Annotated in this window: 17 protein-coding genes and 1 tRNA gene; 8 read left to right on the forward strand and 10 right to left on the reverse strand. The window is 64.5% G+C overall.

From position 1 onward, the window contains the following. Nucleotides 1–145: 145 nt before the first annotated feature. From IQ16_RS02505 to IQ16_RS02525, 5 genes are all read right to left on the reverse strand, one after another. Nucleotides 146–748 (reverse strand): ATP-dependent Clp protease proteolytic subunit, encoded by a 603-nt coding sequence (locus IQ16_RS02505; protein WP_018646002.1) that lies wholly within the window; start codon nucleotides 746–748, stop codon nucleotides 146–148. Nucleotides 749–789: 41 nt separating this feature from the next. Next, nucleotides 790–1,146, reverse strand: coding sequence for an SRPBCC family protein (locus IQ16_RS02510; protein WP_018646001.1), 357 nt, complete (start codon nucleotides 1,144–1,146; stop codon nucleotides 790–792). 12 nt (nucleotides 1,147–1,158) lie between these two features. After that, nucleotides 1,159–1,473, reverse strand: a complete 315-nt coding sequence (locus IQ16_RS02515; RefSeq protein ID WP_018646000.1) for an ArsR/SmtB family transcription factor — start codon at nucleotides 1,471–1,473, stop codon at nucleotides 1,159–1,161. Nucleotides 1,474–1,515: 42 nt separating this feature from the next. Then, on the reverse strand, nucleotides 1,516–2,817 hold the full coding sequence (locus IQ16_RS02520; protein WP_018645999.1) for an ammonium transporter: 1,302 nt from the start codon (nucleotides 2,815–2,817) through the stop codon (nucleotides 1,516–1,518). Nucleotides 2,818–2,894: 77 nt separating this feature from the next. After that, the gene (locus IQ16_RS02525; protein ID WP_008142802.1) at nucleotides 2,895–3,233 is read right to left on the reverse strand and encodes a P-II family nitrogen regulator; all 339 of its coding nucleotides are present in this window, start codon (nucleotides 3,231–3,233) and stop codon (nucleotides 2,895–2,897) included. 248 nt (nucleotides 3,234–3,481) lie between these two features. Here IQ16_RS02525 and IQ16_RS02530 point away from each other — a divergent pair, with 248 nt between their 5' ends. Next, entirely contained in the window at nucleotides 3,482–4,360 is an 879-nt protein-coding gene (locus tag IQ16_RS02530; RefSeq protein ID WP_018645998.1) for a DUF4339 domain-containing protein, read from the forward strand. A gap of 3 nt (nucleotides 4,361–4,363) precedes the next feature. On the opposite strand, the gene tesB is transcribed toward IQ16_RS02530, so the two are convergent. Next, nucleotides 4,364–5,227 (reverse strand): acyl-CoA thioesterase II, encoded by an 864-nt coding sequence (gene tesB / locus IQ16_RS02535; protein WP_018645997.1) that lies wholly within the window; start codon nucleotides 5,225–5,227, stop codon nucleotides 4,364–4,366. 211 nt (nucleotides 5,228–5,438) lie between these two features. On the opposite strand from tesB, the gene IQ16_RS02540 reads away from it, so the two are divergent. Further along, complete coding sequence (locus tag IQ16_RS02540) at nucleotides 5,439–6,659, forward strand: ubiquinone biosynthesis hydroxylase (protein ID WP_018645996.1); 1,221 nt, start codon at nucleotides 5,439–5,441, stop codon at nucleotides 6,657–6,659. A 202-nt stretch (nucleotides 6,660–6,861) separates the two neighbouring features. On the opposite strand, the gene IQ16_RS02545 is transcribed toward IQ16_RS02540, so the two are convergent. Next, nucleotides 6,862–7,059: a Trm112 family protein gene (locus IQ16_RS02545; RefSeq protein ID WP_007598651.1), complete on the reverse strand. Its 198-nt coding sequence runs from the start codon at nucleotides 7,057–7,059 to the stop codon at nucleotides 6,862–6,864. A 60-nt stretch (nucleotides 7,060–7,119) separates the two neighbouring features. Next, a complete protein-coding gene (locus IQ16_RS02550; RefSeq protein ID WP_018648267.1) occupies nucleotides 7,120–7,650 on the reverse strand; it encodes a TetR/AcrR family transcriptional regulator in 531 nt (176 codons plus the stop codon). Nucleotides 7,651–7,755: 105 nt separating this feature from the next. Here IQ16_RS02550 and IQ16_RS02555 point away from each other — a divergent pair, with 105 nt between their 5' ends. The 4 genes from IQ16_RS02555 (at nucleotide 7,756) to IQ16_RS02570 (ending at nucleotide 11,977) form a co-directional block, all read left to right on the forward strand. Then, nucleotides 7,756–8,106 carry a hypothetical protein gene (locus tag IQ16_RS02555; protein WP_026312864.1) on the forward strand — a complete coding sequence of 117 codons (351 nt, stop codon included), beginning with the start codon at nucleotides 7,756–7,758 and terminating at the stop codon, nucleotides 8,104–8,106. Nucleotides 8,107–8,299: 193 nt separating this feature from the next. After that, nucleotides 8,300–8,578: a PepSY domain-containing protein gene (locus IQ16_RS02560; RefSeq protein ID WP_018648269.1), complete on the forward strand. Its 279-nt coding sequence runs from the start codon at nucleotides 8,300–8,302 to the stop codon at nucleotides 8,576–8,578. A gap of 86 nt (nucleotides 8,579–8,664) precedes the next feature. After that, nucleotides 8,665–9,258: a cytochrome b/b6 domain-containing protein gene (locus IQ16_RS02565; protein WP_018648270.1), complete on the forward strand. Its 594-nt coding sequence runs from the start codon at nucleotides 8,665–8,667 to the stop codon at nucleotides 9,256–9,258. 217 nt (nucleotides 9,259–9,475) lie between these two features. Next, the gene (locus tag IQ16_RS02570; protein ID WP_018648271.1) at nucleotides 9,476–11,977 is read left to right on the forward strand and encodes an EAL domain-containing protein; all 2,502 of its coding nucleotides are present in this window, start codon (nucleotides 9,476–9,478) and stop codon (nucleotides 11,975–11,977) included. 12 nt (nucleotides 11,978–11,989) lie between these two features. Here the strand turns inward: IQ16_RS02570 and IQ16_RS02575 are convergent, their stop codons facing one another. Beyond that, a complete protein-coding gene (locus tag IQ16_RS02575) occupies nucleotides 11,990–12,667 on the reverse strand; it encodes an LON peptidase substrate-binding domain-containing protein (RefSeq protein WP_018648272.1) in 678 nt (225 codons plus the stop codon). A gap of 30 nt (nucleotides 12,668–12,697) precedes the next feature. Continuing rightward, nucleotides 12,698–13,621 (reverse strand): thioredoxin, encoded by a 924-nt coding sequence (gene trxA / locus IQ16_RS02580; protein WP_018648273.1) that lies wholly within the window; start codon nucleotides 13,619–13,621, stop codon nucleotides 12,698–12,700. A gap of 274 nt (nucleotides 13,622–13,895) precedes the next feature. On the opposite strand from trxA, the gene IQ16_RS02585 reads away from it, so the two are divergent. Further along, a tRNA-Gly gene (locus tag IQ16_RS02585) sits at nucleotides 13,896–13,970 on the forward strand. A 76-nt stretch (nucleotides 13,971–14,046) separates the two neighbouring features. After that, entirely contained in the window at nucleotides 14,047–15,036 is a 990-nt protein-coding gene (locus IQ16_RS02590; protein WP_018648274.1) for an NAD-dependent epimerase/dehydratase family protein, read from the forward strand. The last annotated feature ends 340 nt before the right edge of the window (nucleotides 15,037–15,376 follow it).

The raw sequence follows: 15,376 nt of genomic DNA on the forward strand, positions 1-15,376 counted from the left end.
GCTGCCGACACAATTGCTGCTCACGTGTCGGGCAGCGCGAAGGTATTTAATTACAGAAGAGGTCTGATAAGGGGCCCCACCGCCCCGCGAAATATCGAACCGGCCCTCGGCGTGCTCACGGGATGCGCGCAACCGGCCTGGACCGTCAGGCGGCCTCGCGCTGCGCAAAGACCCGGTCGATCAATCCCCATTCGACCCCTTGCTGCGCGGTCATGAAGTGGTCGCGGTCCAGGGTGCGTTCCACCTCCGCCTCGGTGCGTCCGCAATGCTGCGCGTAGAGCCGGGTGATGCGCCGCTTGGTCTCCTGCATTTCGTTGGCATGGATCAGGATGTCGGACGCCTGGCCCTGGAAGCCGCCCAGCGGTTGATGCACGTGAAGGCTCGCATTGGGGAGCGCGGCGCGGTGACCTGGCTCGCCGGCCATCAGCAGGAACGAGCCCATCGAGCGCGCGGTGCCCATGCACAGCGTATGAACCGGCGCCTTGATGAACTGCATGGTGTCGTACATGGCGAGACCAGAGGTGACCACGCCGCCGTAGGAGTTGATGTAGAGGTTGATCGGCCTGTTCGGATTCTCCGCCTCCAGGAACAACAATTGCGCGCAGACCAGTCCGGACATCGCATCATTGACCTCGCCGTTGAGGAAGATGATGCGCTCGCGCAGGAGCCGCGAATAGATGTCGAAGGATCGCTCGCCGCGGGCGGATTGTTCGACAACCATAGGGACGAGCTGAAGCATGTCGCGCATTGGCGACCTCCATGTTTGCAGGTGATGACGTCTTGCTGGTGTTAGGCGGCGACGCGCATCAAGCAGCAATTGCTGTTGGCCGGCTGCGGCAGCTTCGCATCATCGTCGCAGGCTTGCTGGATGATGCGAAAGCGCGTGCCGCCGTCCTCGTTCGGCTCGATCCGGAAGATCACGTGGCTTTCGCGAAACGGCGGTTCGGAATCGCGAAGCCGGTAGCGCACCTCCTCGCCCGCGATCGACGATTCCGGCTCGGCGCCGGCAAGGTCGCAATCCGGTAGCCAGCGTTCGCGCAGCGCCGGAATGGTGACGGCGCGCCAGACCTTTGCCGGCGGCGCGTCGAATTCATATTCGAGCACCAGTTCTGCGTCGGAGGGATCAGGTTTCGCTGCGTCGCTCATTGATCCAGATCCTTATTGATCCATGTCCTTGAGGAGATCGGCGAGTGCTTCCATGCGCTTCGGCCAATAGGCGCGGTAACGCGCAAGCCATGCCCCGATGGCCACGATTCCGTCCGGGTCGACTTCGTAATTCACAAAGCGGCCCTGCCGCTGTTCGCGCACGAGGCCTGCCGCGCGCAGCACCGAAAGATGCTGCGACATCGCCGGCTGGCTGATCTCCAAACCGTCGCGCAAAGCGCTGGCATTCAGGCTTCCGCCAGCGAGCTTCTCAAAGACTTTTCGGCGCGTCGGGTCGGCCAGTGCCTTGAAGATGTCGGCTTCGATCATGTCAACACATAAGCATGTACTTATGTGTTGCGCAAGCCTCGATTACTGAAGGGCTTCGCCGTGCTGCGAAATATCCAGTCCCTCGAGCTCGTGCTCACGGGATACGCGCAAGGGCACGAACAGGCCGACCAGCTTGAGCAGCACAAAACTCACGCCCGCAGCCCAAACGAAGGTGACGGCGACCCCGTAGAGCTGGATCAGGAGCTGCTGCGGATGGCCCTCGAGCAGGCCGGCGGTGCCGCCGATCGCGCTGGTCGCGAACACGCCGGCGAGCAGGGTCCCGGTCAGGCCGCCGATGCCGTGGACGCCGAACACGTCGAGGGAGTCGTCGTAGTTGAAGCGGTGCTTCAGCCAGGTGCAGGCCCAGTAGCAGACCGCTCCGGCAATGATGCCGATGACGATGCCATGCCACGGCGCCACGAAGCCCGAGGCCGGCGTGATGGTGCCGAGACCCGCGACCGCGCCGGAGATCATGCCGAGCACGGAGGGCTTGCGCCGGGTCGACCATTCGATCGCGCCCCAGGTCAGCGCACCGGAACAGGCTGCAAGATGCGTCGCGATGATCGCCATCACCGCGCGCGAATTGGCTGCGCCCGCCGAGCCACCGTTGAAGCCGAACCAGCCGACCCACAATAGGCCGGTGCCCATCACCGCGAGCGAGAGATCGAACGGCGAGAGATTTTCTGTGCCGTAGCCGTGGCGGCGTCCCATCACCTTGGCGGCGACGAGGCCGGCGGTGCCGGCCGACAGATGCACCACGAGGCCGCCGGCGAAATCCATCACGCCCATGCTGGCGAGGAAGCCGCCGCCCCAGACCCAATGCGCCAGCGGAATGTAGACGAAGATGAACCAGGCGACGGAGAACAGCAGATAGGCGGAGAACCGCATGCGGTCGGCGACGGAGCCCGCGACCAGCGCCACCGTGATGATCGCAAACGTCATCTGGTACAGCATGAACAATGCTTCCGGGATCGTCTTCGCCGCCGGGTTGACGCTGTCGAGCGTCATGCCGGCGAGGAACCAGCGGTCGAGCGTGCCGATCCACGGCCCGTCGCCGACGAAGCAGAGCGAATAGCCGAACGCGACCCAGAGGATGGAGATCATCGTCACCGCAGCAAGGCTCTGCGCCATGGTGGCGAGCACGTTCTTCTTGCGCACCATGCCGGAATAGAACAGCGCCAGACCCGGGATCGTCATCATCAGCACCAGCGCGGTGGCGACGATCATCCAGGCGGTGTCGGCGGTGTTGATCTCGGAGGCGGCGGCGTGCGCCGGCGTGGCCATGACCAACGCAAATCCGATCGGCGCAGCCAAACCGGCTGCACGGCGCAACAATTCCGCCATGTCATTCCCCCAGCATAGAAATTACGTCGCACGCTGTGGCGTCGTTGCCCGGTGCGATCGACGAAGGCTTATTAGAGTCAGAGCGCGTCGCTGTCGGTCTCGCCGGTGCGGATGCGCAGCGCGTGGTCGATCGGCGTGACGAAGATCTTGCCGTCGCCGATCTGGCCGGTGCGGGCCGTCGCGGTGATCACGGCCACCGCCTTGTCGGCGACGTCGGAGGCGACCGCGATCTCGATGCGCAGCTTCGGCAGGAAGTTCACGACATATTCGGCGCCGCGATAGATCTCGGTATGGCCCTTCTGGCGGCCATAGCCCTTCACCTCGGTCACGGTCATGCCGTGGACGCCGATCGCCGTCAGGGCCTGGCGGACCTCATCGAGCTTGAAGGGTTTGATGATCGCGACGACGAGTTTCATGGTCAGGCCTATTCCCCGGGATGCGCCGCGCCGTATGTCCCCGGCGCCGCGTCAATCTGGCATCTTTTCGGGCAAATGGCATAAAAATGTTGCAGATTGAAGCGGAAAAACGTTTGGCCAAGGGCGGTCATGTGAATGGCCGCCTCTGTACAGGGCAGCCGTTCATCCTTCACAATGCATTTTTGGCATGGATGCGGTGAACCCAAGCGTCCCGGCCGGTACATAAGTATGTTCGAGGGGGACGCTTCATGGCGAGTTGGTTCTATGCATCCGAGGGCAAGCAGCAGGGGCCCTTTCCGGAAGGACAATTCCGCGATCTGATCGCCCAGGGCGTCGTCCGCCCGGACACACTGGTGTGGACCGAGGGCATGGCCGGCTGGCAGAAGGCCGTCGAAATTCCCGGCCTGGTCGGCGGCGGCGGACCTCCGATGGTTCCGGCCGGCGGCCCGCCGATGATGGGCGGCGGTGGCTATGGCGGCGGCGGCGGAGGATCGCTGGCCGTCGATTTCGGCATCCTCGAGTTCACTTGGCGCACGCTCGTGCTCGTGATCGGATCGTGCTTCGTGATCCCGGTGCCGTGGCTGTTCGTCTGGTACACGAAATGGATCGTGCCCTGCCTGAAGGTCCCCGGTCGACCCAATCTCAGCTTCACCGGCAGCGCGATGACGCTGGTGCCCTGGTTCTTCGGCTTCATCGTTCTGGCGATCGCGCTCGGCTTCGTCGGCAGCCAGTTGCTGAGCAATTTGCTGTTCATCGTCCAGATCGTGCTCTACTGGCTCCTGATCAAATGGATGGTCGCGAACTTGGCTTCCAACGGGCAGCCGCTCGGTCTCAGCTTCACCGGTTCGGTCTGGGCGTATATCGGCTGGAATCTGCTGTTTGCGATCTCCATCATCACCATCATCGGCTGGGCCTGGGTTGCCGCGGCCCAGATGCGCTGGTTCTGCCGCAGCATCGAGGGCACGCGGCGCGAGATCGTCTTCAAGGGCAGCGGACTCGACATCCTCTGGCGCGGCATCGTGGCTGCGATCCTGTGCAGCCTGATCATCCCGATTCCGTGGGTGTATCGCTGGATCATGAACTGGTTCGCGTCGCAGACCGAGCTCGCTCCGCGAGGTGCGCTCTAGCGGTCAGCTTTTCCGCTCGCGCACGGAGCCTTCCTGCGCGACGGAGGCGACCAGCGTGCCATCGGGCTTGAAGATCGAGCCGCGGGTCAGGCCGCGGCCTGATTGCGCGCTCGGCGAATCCTGGGCGTAGAGCAGCCATTCGTCGGCGCGGAACGGGCGGTGAAACCACATCGCGTGGTCGAGGCTCGCCGGCATCATGCGCTTGTCGAACAGCGTGCGGCCGTAGCGCGCCATGATCGCATCCAGCAGCGAGAAGTCCGAGGCATAGGCAAGCGCGCACATGTGCAGCGCCGGGTCGTCAGGCAGCTTTGCCGCGGTCCTGATCCAGACGTGGATGCGGCCGTCGTCGATCTTCTGGCCGAAATAGCGGCCGAGCTCGACCGGGCGCAGCTCGATCGGGCGGTCGGATTCGTAGTAGCGGCGGATGAACTCCGGCATCTCGCGGAACATCGGTTGCTTCGCCACTTCCTCCGCCGTGAGCTTTTCCGGCGGCGGCACGTCGGGCATTCTGTCCTGATGATCGAACGCGGTCTCCTCGTCGGCGTGGAACGACACCATGATCGAGAAGATCGCGTTGCCGTGCTGGATCGCGGTGACGCGCCGCGTCGAATAGCTCCTGCCGTCGCGCAGGCGCTCGACCTGGTAGATGATCGGGATCTGCGGATCGCCCGGCAGGATGAAATAGCAATGCAGCGAATGCGGCAGGCGGCCCTCGACCGTGCGGCAGGCCGCAACCATCGCCTGTCCGATCACCTGGCCGCCGAAGACCCGCTGCCAGCTCGTCTTCGGGCTGTTGCCGCGGAACAGGTTCACCTCGAGCTGTTCGAGGTCGAGGATCGAGATCAGGTCGATCAGGCTTTTGGACATGACTACAACTCTCTGAAGTCGTCATTCCGGGATGCGCCGGAACAGCGCAGGCCCGGAATCCATAACCCCGGCTCGTGGTTATGGATTCCGGGCTCGCGACTTCGTCGCGCCCCGGAATGACACAATGGGGCCGTTCCGCCCTTGTTTCACCGCACTGTTTCGCCCAGCTCAAGTCTGCTAGCAAGACCGAGAATTGACCGGGAAGCTTGGTATGTCGGTACAGGGAAGCATTGTCATTGGCGGCGGCGCGTTTGCCGGCCTGGCGCTGGCGCTGGCGTTGCGCCAGGGGCTCGGGCCGGAGATCCCCGTGATCGTCGCCGATCCCGCGCTCAGCACGCGGCCGAGCCGGGACCCGCGCGCCACCGCGATCGTCGCCGCCTGCCGCCGCCTGTTCGAGGCGATCGGCGCCTGGGACGACGTCAGGGGCGAGGCGCAGCCGATCCTCGACATGGTCGTCACTGATTCCAAGCTGGAGGACGCCACGCGTCCCGCGTTCCTGAATTTCGCCGGCGACGTCGCGCCGGGCGAGCCCTTTGCCCACATGGTCGAGAACCGCCGCCTGATCGATGCGCTGGTGGTGCGTGCCGAGGCCGAGGGCATCGATCTTCGCGCCACCACGGTGTCGTCCTACGACGCGCGCGCCGAGGGCATCGACGTGACGCTCGGCGACGGCAGCGTGATCGCGGCGAGCCTCCTGGTCGCCGCCGATGGCGCGCGGTCGAAACTGCGCGAGCGTGCCGGCATCGCCACCCATGGCTGGGAGTATGACCAGTCCGGCATCGTCGTCACCGTCGGCCACGAGCGCGATCACGAAGGCCGCGCCGAGGAGCACTTCCTGCCCGCGGGTCCCTTCGCAATCCTGCCGCTCACCGGAAAACGCTCATCGCTGGTATGGACCGAGCGCCGGGCTGAGGCCGCGCGCATCATTGCGCTCAGTGACGAGGACTTTCACAGCGAGCTCGAGCAGCGCTTCGGCCTGCATCTCGGCGAGGTGAAGGCGCTCGACAAGCCGCGCGCGTTTCCGCTGTCCTATTTCGTCGCGCGCTCCTTCATCGGCGAGCGCCTCGCGCTGGTCGGCGATGCCGCGCATGTCATCCACCCCATCGCGGGCCAGGGCCTCAACATGGGGCTGAAGGATGTTGCCGCGCTGGCCGAGGTCGTCGTCGACGCCGCGCGGCTCGGCATGGATCTCGGCGGCGCCGACGTGCTCGAGCGCTACCAGCGCTGGCGCCGCTTCGACACCATGGCGATGGGCGTTGCCACCAACTCGCTGAACTTCCTGTTCTCCAACCAGTCGACCTTGCTGCGCACGGTGCGCGACATCGGCCTCGGCCTCGTCGACCGCGCCCCGCCGCTGAAGAACCTCTTCATCCGCCAGGCCGCCGGCCTCACCGGCGAGGTGCCGCGGCTGTTGAAGGGCGAGGCGTTGTAAGGCGGCGCTGGCGCTACACCCCCCACTGTCGTCCCGGACAAGCGCGCCCCAAGCGCGCGCAGATCCGGGACCCATACTCCGCAGCAATCGTTTTGCGAAGACTCGGAGTTGCCTGCTCGCGCAACAACGCAATTCGGTGGTTATGGGTCCCGGCTTTCGCCGGGACGACACCGGGGGTTCGGCGCGGCCATCGCGCCAAGCCTCAATCGATCTTGCGTGCTTCTTCCGGCAGCATGATCGGGATGCCGTCGCGGATCGGATAGGCGAGCTTGGCGCTGCGCGAGATCAGCTCCTGCTTTGCAGAATCGAACTCCAGCGGGCCCTTGGTCAGCGGGCAGACCAGAATCTCCAGCAGCTTGGGATCGACACTGGCTTCGGGGCGTTCGGTAGGCGCGTTCATCATTGTCTCCGGCGGTCGGTTGCCTCTAGCACAGAAATCCGCCCCCGCCCATCGCGTCGGTCACGCGGAGACCATTTGCAGAAGCTCGTCCAGCAGGGCCTCGAGCCGCGCCGCCGGCACCGGCGCCCCGGACAGGGCAAAGCCGAGAAACGTCCAATAGAGGATCTGCGCGCGGGCCTGCGCCGCCATCGGGGCAAGCCCGCGCATCACCAGTAGCTGCTCGATATAGTCGAGCCTGCGGCGGTCGATCGCGCGCACCGCTCCTTGCGCGCCCGCATCGAACGCCGCCCAGTTGCGCACCGCGCGCTCGAGGTCAAGCCGCGCGCCGAACGACCGGCGCAGCAGCGCCTTCAGCGGCTCGTCGCCGGCCGCCTCGACGTCGGCGATGATCTGTTCCGCCGCGATCTCGCGCCAGCGCTTCAGCACCGCGGCGTGGAATGCGCCGAGATCGGCAAAATGCCAATAGAAGCTGCCGCGCGAAACCCCCATGGCCCTGGCGAGGGGGTCGGCCTTCAACGCGGTGAAGCCGTTTCTGGCGAGCGTCTTCAGGCCCTGGCTGGTCCAATCGTCGGCGGAGAGCTGTTCGGTCATATCAGTTCCCGGGATCAGGCCATACACTAGTGTATTGACAGGTCGCGGACCAGCGCTTATCTCACCATACACAGATGTATGGACGAAGCTTCGGGAGCCCTGATGATGCGTGATCTCTTGCTCCAGTGCGCCGGCGTGCTGACCGTCGTCGTGGCCCTGATCCACGGCTACCTCGGCGAGGCCAAGGTGTTCGTCCGCGCCCGCATCGAGCCGGAACGGCTGCGCACGCTGATCCGCCTGGTCTGGCAGGCCTCGACCGTCGCCTGGATCGGCGGTGGCGTGCTCCTCATCGCGACGCCCTGGATGGGCTCGGAGCCGGCGCGCCACTGGATCGTCGCCACCATGGCCTCTGTGTTCGGCTTCTCCGCTTGCGCCAACGCATGGGCGACGCGCGGCCGGCACTTCGGCTGGATGATGCTCAGTGCGGTCGTCGTGCTGGCGGTTGCGGGCTACTAGCTGCGCGTGAGGCGTAAGGCCGCAGAGGCGCACCAAACCTGCACTGCGCACGGAGAGCACTCAGCTTTTGGCGGATGTTAGAACTTATCTAAAGCGATCCATGCCCGAACCCGATTGACTTCACCTCCTCCTTTGCTTCCTTCGGTCCCGCTCGCGGCTCCGCGCAGCGCCCACGACAGAGGAGGAGAAGTTCGTGAAGGTCATTCGTGTTGTTGCCATTGCACTGACGGTCGGGATTGGCGCGGGATCGACGGCCATGGCCGACGGTTTCAAGGACTGCACCAAGCTCGACAAGGCGTCGTGGAAGCCGGCCAGCGAAGCTGAAGCCAAGGCCAAGGCGCTGGGCTACGAAGTGCGTCGCTCCAAGATCGAAGGCTCGTGCTACGAGGTGTACGGCGTCAAGGAAGGCAAGCTCTACGAGCTGTTCTACAGCCCGGAAGATCTCAGCCTGAAGCACACGATTGCCAAGTAAGGCTGCCAAGTAAGGCTGCAAGTAAACTTGCCAGTTGAGCTGCGCGAGATCGTCCGCGCAGAGTGAGGCTCAAGGGTGGTCCCAGCTTGATCGAGGAAGCGGTGCCAGAAGCGCGCGGGGCGTCCGACAGGACCCCCGCGGATCGAACCGCTTCGCGGACGGTCGCAGTCTGGGATCTGCCGCTGCGCCTCTGGCACTGGGCTTTCGCGGCCAGCATCATGGCCGCGTGGTTCACGCCCACCGTCTATGACCGGCTTCATCGCATCGTCGGCTACACGGTGCTTGGGCTTCTCGCCTTCCGTCTGGTCTGGGGTTTTTGGGGCAGTCGCTACTCCCGCTTCCGCATGGTCGGCGTCCGCTTGCGTGCCGCGCCGCGCTATCTCTGGAATCTGCGCCGCGGCATCACCGGCCGCTATATCGGGCTCAATCCCGCCGGCACGTTGATGCTGGTGGCGCTGCTGCTGGCGGTCGCCGTCTCGGCAATCACGGGCGCGATGTCGGTGACCGTGACCTTCTTCGGCCTCTGGTGGGTCGAGGACACCCACCACTATTCATCGGACGCGGTCATTGTGCTGGTCGTGCTGCACGTGCTCGGCGTGCTGCTGATGGGACTGCTTCAGCGCGAGAACCTGATCCGCGCGATGATCACCGGCCGCAAGCGCATCCGGCATCATCCCTAAGCGGAACCGGTTGAGTTCCCAAGCAACCACAGGCCCGCTCAACCGCGTAGTTTCACGGGCGGAACCATCGTGACCCGCACAACTACGCCCAACTGGCGTCATTTGCCGGCAAGCATTTACCTCGCGATAGGCATGCAACTGGGCATTGCAGAAAATTAACGCGGAGAAAGTCTGATCGGCTCAATCCTCGATAGTATTGACGAGGGAGCGATATTGAATGTTCCGCGTTTTTTCCTGTCTTACGGCCGAGCACGATTGGCGGCTCGTTGTGCTCGCAGGGCTCGTCTGCTTCGTCGCAAGCATCGTCGCGGCCAGCATCTTTCATCGTGCGATCGCGACGCGCTCGCGAACGCGGTGGATCTGGATCGCGATCGCGGGCGCAGCCATCGGATACGGAATCTGGGCGACGCATTTCGTCGCGATGCTCGCTTATGAACCCGGCGTCACGACTGGCTACGGCCTCGTGCTGACCGCGTTTTCGCTCGCCGCGGCTATGCTTTTGACCTCGGTCGGCTTCGGCGTTGCGGTCGGCGCGTCCGCTCGCTGGGGCGCGATGGCAGGGGGGATCATCATCGGCGGCGGCATCGCCAGCATGCACTATCTGGGAATGTGGGCCCTTGAAGTGCCTGGCCGGGTCTCCTGGTCAGTAGACCTCGTCTTCGTCTCGATCATTTTCGGCATGTGTCTCGGCTACGCCGCGCTGTCAGTTGCCCTCACCTACCAGGGCTATCGAGGCACCCTGGCAGCGGCCGTCCTGCTCACACTCGCCATCGTGTCGCATCACTTCACGGCCATGGGTGCCGTGCAGATCACGCCGGATCCCACCCTCGCGACGGATACGCTTTCGCTGTCTCCGGCGTTCCTCGCGCTTGCCATCGCCGGTGTGGCGCTTTCCGTGCTGGGGATGAGCCTGATCGGCGTGCTGGCCGATCGTCGCCTGGCAAGCCGAACCGCCAGGTTCGAGGAGATCATCAGCCAGCTTTCGGTCGCCCGGCAGCAGCTCGAAGATTCGCAGCAGGAGCTACAGGGACAGACGCTCAGGCTGGACACGGCGATCAATCACATGGTCGAGGGCCTTTGCATGTTCGACGCCGAAAAGCGGCTCGTCGTATGCAACGAGCGTTATGCCCGGCTCTATCAGTTGCCGCCGGAACTGCTGAGGACCGGGACATCGCATGCCGACATCATCAGGCATCGTATCGCGAAGGGCATTCTCAAGGGCGATTCCAGCGAAGGCGCTGCCGAGCAGTTCATCTCGAAACTGGCAGCCCTGCCGTTCGATGCAGTCTCGAGCAGAATCGACGAGTTCGCGGATGGCCGGTTGATCTGCGTGACACGGCAGCCAATGGCCGGCGGCGGATGGGTGGCCACGCATCTCGATGTGACCGAGCAACGCCGGTCCGAGGCCAAGATCACCCATATGGCGCAACACGACGCGCTGACCGATCTGCCAAATCGCGTGCTGCTCAGGGAACGGATGGAGCATGCGATTGCGGTAACGCGCAATGGCGGCCTCGATCTGGCCGTGCTCATGCTCGACCTCGATCGCTTCAAGGAAGTCAACGACACGCTTGGACATCCGGCGGGCGATGCCCTGCTGCGCGCCGTCGCTGCGCGTCTGCGCGAATGCGTCACGGAAACCGCGTTGATCGCCCGGCTGGGCGGCGACGAGTTCGCGGTGATCGATTACGTGACCAACCCGGCCGTGGAGGCCGCGGCCCTTGCCGAGAACATCAGAAAGGCGCTCTGCGAACCCTTCGATCTCGGCGATCACCGGGTCACGGTGGGCACCAGCATCGGCATTGCCATCGCGCCGCGCGATGGCAACGATTCGGACGTGATCCTGAAGAGCGCGGATCTCGCGCTCTACTCGGCCAAGAGCGGCGGACGTGGTGCATTCCGCTTCTTCGAGCCGGAGCTCGACGAGCTCATGCATGCGCGACGCAATTTGGAGCGCGACATGCGGGCTGCGCTCGCGGGGCGTCAATTCGAGCTTCACTATCAGCCGTTCGTCGGCGCGGCGACCGGAAAGACCTATGGCTTCGAGGCCTTGCTGCGCTGGCATCACCCGCAGCGAGGCATGGTCCTGCCGGGCGAATTCATCCCGCTCGCGGAGGAGACCGGCTTGATCGTGCCGCTGGGAGAATGGGTCTTGAGGACCGCCTGCGCGGAAGCCGCCACATGGCCTGCACATGTCAGGATCGCGATCAACCTATCTCCCGCTCAATTCAGGAGCAAGGAGCTCGTTCCGGTCATTGTCGGCGCGCTGGCGAGTTCAGGACTTGCGCCGCACAGGCTCGAACTCGAGGTCACCGAGACGGTGATCATGCATGACAGCGAAGCCGTCTTTGCTGTGCTCGCCGAGCTGCGCGAGCTCGGCGTGCGAATTGCCCTGGACGATTTCGGCACCGGCTATTCATCGCTGAGCTTCCTGCAGAGATTCCCGTTCGACAAGGTCAAGATCGACCGCAGCTTCGTCAACGAACTCTCCAGCCCGCGGGCCGAGGCGCGCCATCTGGCGCGAGCGGTGGTTCGTTTCGCGGTCAGCCTCGGCAAGACGACGACCGCCGAAGGCGTCGAAACCAAGGAACAGCTCGACATCCTGCGCGAAGAAGGATGCGGCGAAACGCAAGGCTATTATTTCAGCCGGCCGATGCCTGCATCCGACATCGCCAGGATGCTGCGGCGAGGTTCCGGAGCAGCCATCCGCGCGGCGTGAGCCGTCAGAGGCTCACTGCAACGGCGGGTCGCCGCTTGTGCGCTTCTTGGCGAGGTCCATCTCGGTGACCGCGATCAGGATCTCGGCGCGGGTCTTCAGGTCGGGCGCTTCCAGCATGGCCTGCTTTTCGGCGGGGCCGTAGGGCGACATCATCGCCAGCGCGTTGACCAGCGCCTCGTTGGGCGCGCTCTCGACGCCCTCCCAGTCGACCTTGAGATTGTTGGCCTTCAGGAAGTCCGCGAGCACCGACAGCAGCGCCTCCCGATCGACCTCGTCCTCGCCCATGCGGGCCGTGAAGTCGTCGACGAAGGTAAAGAAATCCACCTTGCACTGCCGATAGGCGGTGAGCACCTCGAGCTCCTCGACCACCTTGAAGCGCGCGACGCCGGTGAGCTCGAGGATGTAGCGGCCGTCGCCGGATTCGGCGAGCTGGGTGATGCGGCCGACGCAGCCGACGCGGAACAGCGCGGGCTTGTCGGAATTCTTCGGCGAGTGCGCCACGTCGGGCTGGATCATGCCGATCAGGCGATGGCCGTCGCGGAAGCAATCGTCGACCATCGCAAGATAGCGCGGCTCGAAGATGTTGAGCGGCATCTGACCGCGCGGCAATAGCAGCGCGCCCGGCAGCGGAAACACCGGAATGATTTCGGGAAGGTCGGCGGGTCCGCGATATTCGATGTTGATCGGCATCTGGTCCCCGCTGACGCTTGTACGCATTCCCTACGAAAACAGGATCGTCGACAGGCGCTTTCGTCCCTCGACCGTTGCATCATCCGTGCCGCCCCAGGCCTCGAAGAACTGCACGAGCTGCTTGCGGGCGCCGTCGTCGTTCCACTTGCGATCGCGCCTGACGATCTCGAGCAGTTGGTCCGTGGCGGCTGCGCGGTTGCCTTGGGCGTTGAGCGCGGTCGCGAGATCGAAGCGGGCCTGATGATCGAGCGGGTTTGCGGCAACTTTCTGTTCCAGCTCGGCCACGGGCCCGAGCTGCTCCGCCTGCTCGGCAAGATCGATCGTCGTCTGCACGGCTTTCACCACGGGATCGTTGCGCTTGGACTCCGGGACCATGGCCAGCGTCTGCTTCGCCTGCTCCATCGCGCCGGAGACGGCGTAGCATTTGGCAAGGCCGGCCAGGGCCGCGATGTTGGTCGAATCATGCTGCAGCGCCTCGGCATAGATCTGCGCGGCGGCCGCGGCGTCGCCCTCGGCGAGCACGGCATCGGCTTCCTGCACGATCTCGGCGACATTGACTTCGCCGGGGGCGGTGACGCCCTTGGTCAGCTTTTCGATGAAGGCGTTGAGCTGGCTCTCGGGCACCGCGCCCATGAAGCCGTCGGCCGGCTGGCCGTTGACGAAGGCGATCACGGCCGGGATCGACTGGATCCCCATCTGGCCCGGGATCGCCGGGTGCTGGTCGATGTTCATCTTGACCAGCTTGACCTTGCCCTTGGCCGCCTTGACCGCCTTTTCCAGCACGGGGGTGAGCTGCTTGCAGGGGCCGCACCACTCCGCCCAGAAGTCGATCAGCACCGGCTGGCGCTTCGATTCCTCGATGACGTCCTTCACGAAGGTCTGGGTAGTGGTGTCCTTGATCAGATCGGCCGCAGCCGGGCCCGCCGCTCCGTTACCCTGGTCGATGATCGTCACGGGATCCCCTCGTCTGATGTCTGGAATGGCGGCTCTTTAGCACGTCGCCAACGCTGATGCTTGTTGTCGGCTCCTAAATTGGGCCGAATGGGCCGAATTTCAATCCATCGGGGCCGATTCGCCGGTTCCGGGGCGCTTCTGGGCGATTTAGCCGCATTCCGGGTCTATTTAGGGCTCGCAATTGCGAATCTATGCTGCCGGTAGCTGTTGCATTCCCCTCCCGCTTTTGGCATACGACAGCCGTTGCCGGCGCGTCACGCGACCGACACAGGATGCGGGTGTAGCTCAGTGGTAGAGCACGACCTTGCCAAGGTCGGGGTCGAGGGTTCGAGCCCCTTCGCCCGCTCCAATTTTTCCCAGAGCATCCAGCCAAACCAGACCGGGCCGTGGTCTTCCACGCCGCTGGCGGCTGTCTTGGGTTTGCAATGACAATTCTGGTAACGGGCAGCGCAGGGCACCTCGGAGAAGCCGTTCTGCGGACACTCCGCCGGCGCGGGTCGCCTGCGCGTGGCGTCGATCTGAAGCCCTCCTCCTTCACCGACGCCGTCGGCTCGATCGTCGATCTCGCGTTCGTGCGGGAGCAGATGGAGGGCGTCACGGCCGTGATCCACACCGCGACGCTGCACAAGCCGCATGTCGCGACCCACTCCAAACGCGACTTCGTCGACACCAACGTCACCGGCACGCTCAACCTGCTCGAGGCGGCGGCCGCGGCGGCCGGCGTGCGGAGCTTCGTCTTCACCAGCACCACCAGCGCATTCGGCTCGCAGCTTCGTCCCGAAGCCGGCCAAGCGGCGGTGTGGGTCACCGAGGATTTGCTGCCGGTGCCGAAAAACATCTACGGAACGACCAAGCTGATGGCGGAGAATCTGTGCGAGCTGTTCTTTCGCGAGCGCGCCCTTCCGGTCATTGTCCTGCGAACCTCGCGTTTCTTTCCGGAGGACGATGACGATCCGGCGATGCGGTCGGCCTATCCGCTGGACAACGCGCAGGCCAACGAGCTGCTCTATCGCCGGCTCGACATAGCGGACGCCGTGAGCGCCCATCTGCTCGCCGTCGACCGCGCGCCGAGAATCGGTTTTGCCCGCTACATCGTTTCGGCCACGAGCCCGTTCGAGCCGCATCATCTCGCCGCGCTGGCGGATGACGCGGCAAGCGTCGTGCGCGCGCTCTATCCGGATTATGCGCAGCTCTACGCGGCGCGCGGCTGGCGCCTGTTTCCGCAGCTCGACCGCGTCTATGTCAATGCGCGCGCCCGGCGCGAGCTGGGCTGGCGGCCTGAATTCGACTTTGCGCATGTGCTGCAGTGCCTGCGTGCGGGTCAGGATTTCCGCAGCACGCTGGCGCGCGAAGTCGGGTCGAAAGGCTATCATGAGGCGGTGTTTGACGACGGGCCTTACCCCGTCGCCTCCTGATCACCGCTTTCGCAGTTTTGCTCGACGTGTCAAACGCCTGCGCGGTGTCACCGGGCGCAAATTGGCCTGAGGCATTCTACTGTGCATGGGGTTGTTCTCGCACTTTTTGTGTGGGCCCTTCCCGCTGCCTGCAAATTGAGCTGGGCATCTTTCTGATTCCGCGTTGCAGCGAGATCGTTATCCTTGCCGCGCTGGCGGCCGGAGCAAATCCGTCTCAACTTTTATTGAGCGCAACCGCAGCACACGCGATGCGCTTCTCACCGCTCGCAGATGTGCTAACCTTTTTACGTCTGTCGTCCTGACAGACTCCGAACTTCGCCTACTCAAACAGCAAAACAAG

This window comes from Bradyrhizobium huanghuaihaiense (genome assembly GCF_007830635.1).
Taxonomy (GTDB): domain Bacteria; phylum Pseudomonadota; class Alphaproteobacteria; order Rhizobiales; family Xanthobacteraceae; genus Bradyrhizobium; species Bradyrhizobium huanghuaihaiense.

Bases quoted from the DNA above. Each gene is read 5' to 3' on its own strand.
- IQ16_RS02555 (WP_026312864.1), top strand. From the start codon at position 7,756: ATGCGTGATCTCTTGCTCCAGTGCGCCGGCGTGCTGACCGTCGTCGTG.
- IQ16_RS02590 (WP_018648274.1), top strand. From the start codon at position 14,047: ATGACAATTCTGGTAACGGGCAGCGCAGGGCACCTCGGAGAAGCCGTT.
- IQ16_RS02575 (WP_018648272.1), bottom strand. From the start codon at position 12,667: ATGCCGATCAACATCGAATATCGCGGACCCGCCGACCTTCCCGAAATC.
- IQ16_RS02520 (WP_018645999.1), bottom strand. From the start codon at position 2,817: ATGGCGGAATTGTTGCGCCGTGCAGCCGGTTTGGCTGCGCCGATCGGA.
- IQ16_RS02515 (WP_018646000.1), bottom strand. From the start codon at position 1,473: ATGATCGAAGCCGACATCTTCAAGGCACTGGCCGACCCGACGCGCCGA.
- tesB (WP_018645997.1), bottom strand. From the start codon at position 5,227: ATGTCCAAAAGCCTGATCGACCTGATCTCGATCCTCGACCTCGAACAG.
- IQ16_RS02545 (WP_007598651.1), bottom strand. From the start codon at position 7,059: ATGAACGCGCCTACCGAACGCCCCGAAGCCAGTGTCGATCCCAAGCTG.
- IQ16_RS02540 (WP_018645996.1), top strand. From the start codon at position 5,439: ATGTCGGTACAGGGAAGCATTGTCATTGGCGGCGGCGCGTTTGCCGGC.
- IQ16_RS02550 (WP_018648267.1), bottom strand. From the start codon at position 7,650: ATGACCGAACAGCTCTCCGCCGACGATTGGACCAGCCAGGGCCTGAAG.
- IQ16_RS02525 (WP_008142802.1), bottom strand. From the start codon at position 3,233: ATGAAACTCGTCGTCGCGATCATCAAACCCTTCAAGCTCGATGAGGTC.
- IQ16_RS02505 (WP_018646002.1), bottom strand. From the start codon at position 748: ATGCGCGACATGCTTCAGCTCGTCCCTATGGTTGTCGAACAATCCGCC.
- IQ16_RS02570 (WP_018648271.1), top strand. From the start codon at position 9,476: ATGTTCCGCGTTTTTTCCTGTCTTACGGCCGAGCACGATTGGCGGCTC.
- IQ16_RS02530 (WP_018645998.1), top strand. From the start codon at position 3,482: ATGGCGAGTTGGTTCTATGCATCCGAGGGCAAGCAGCAGGGGCCCTTT.
- IQ16_RS02510 (WP_018646001.1), bottom strand. From the start codon at position 1,146: ATGAGCGACGCAGCGAAACCTGATCCCTCCGACGCAGAACTGGTGCTC.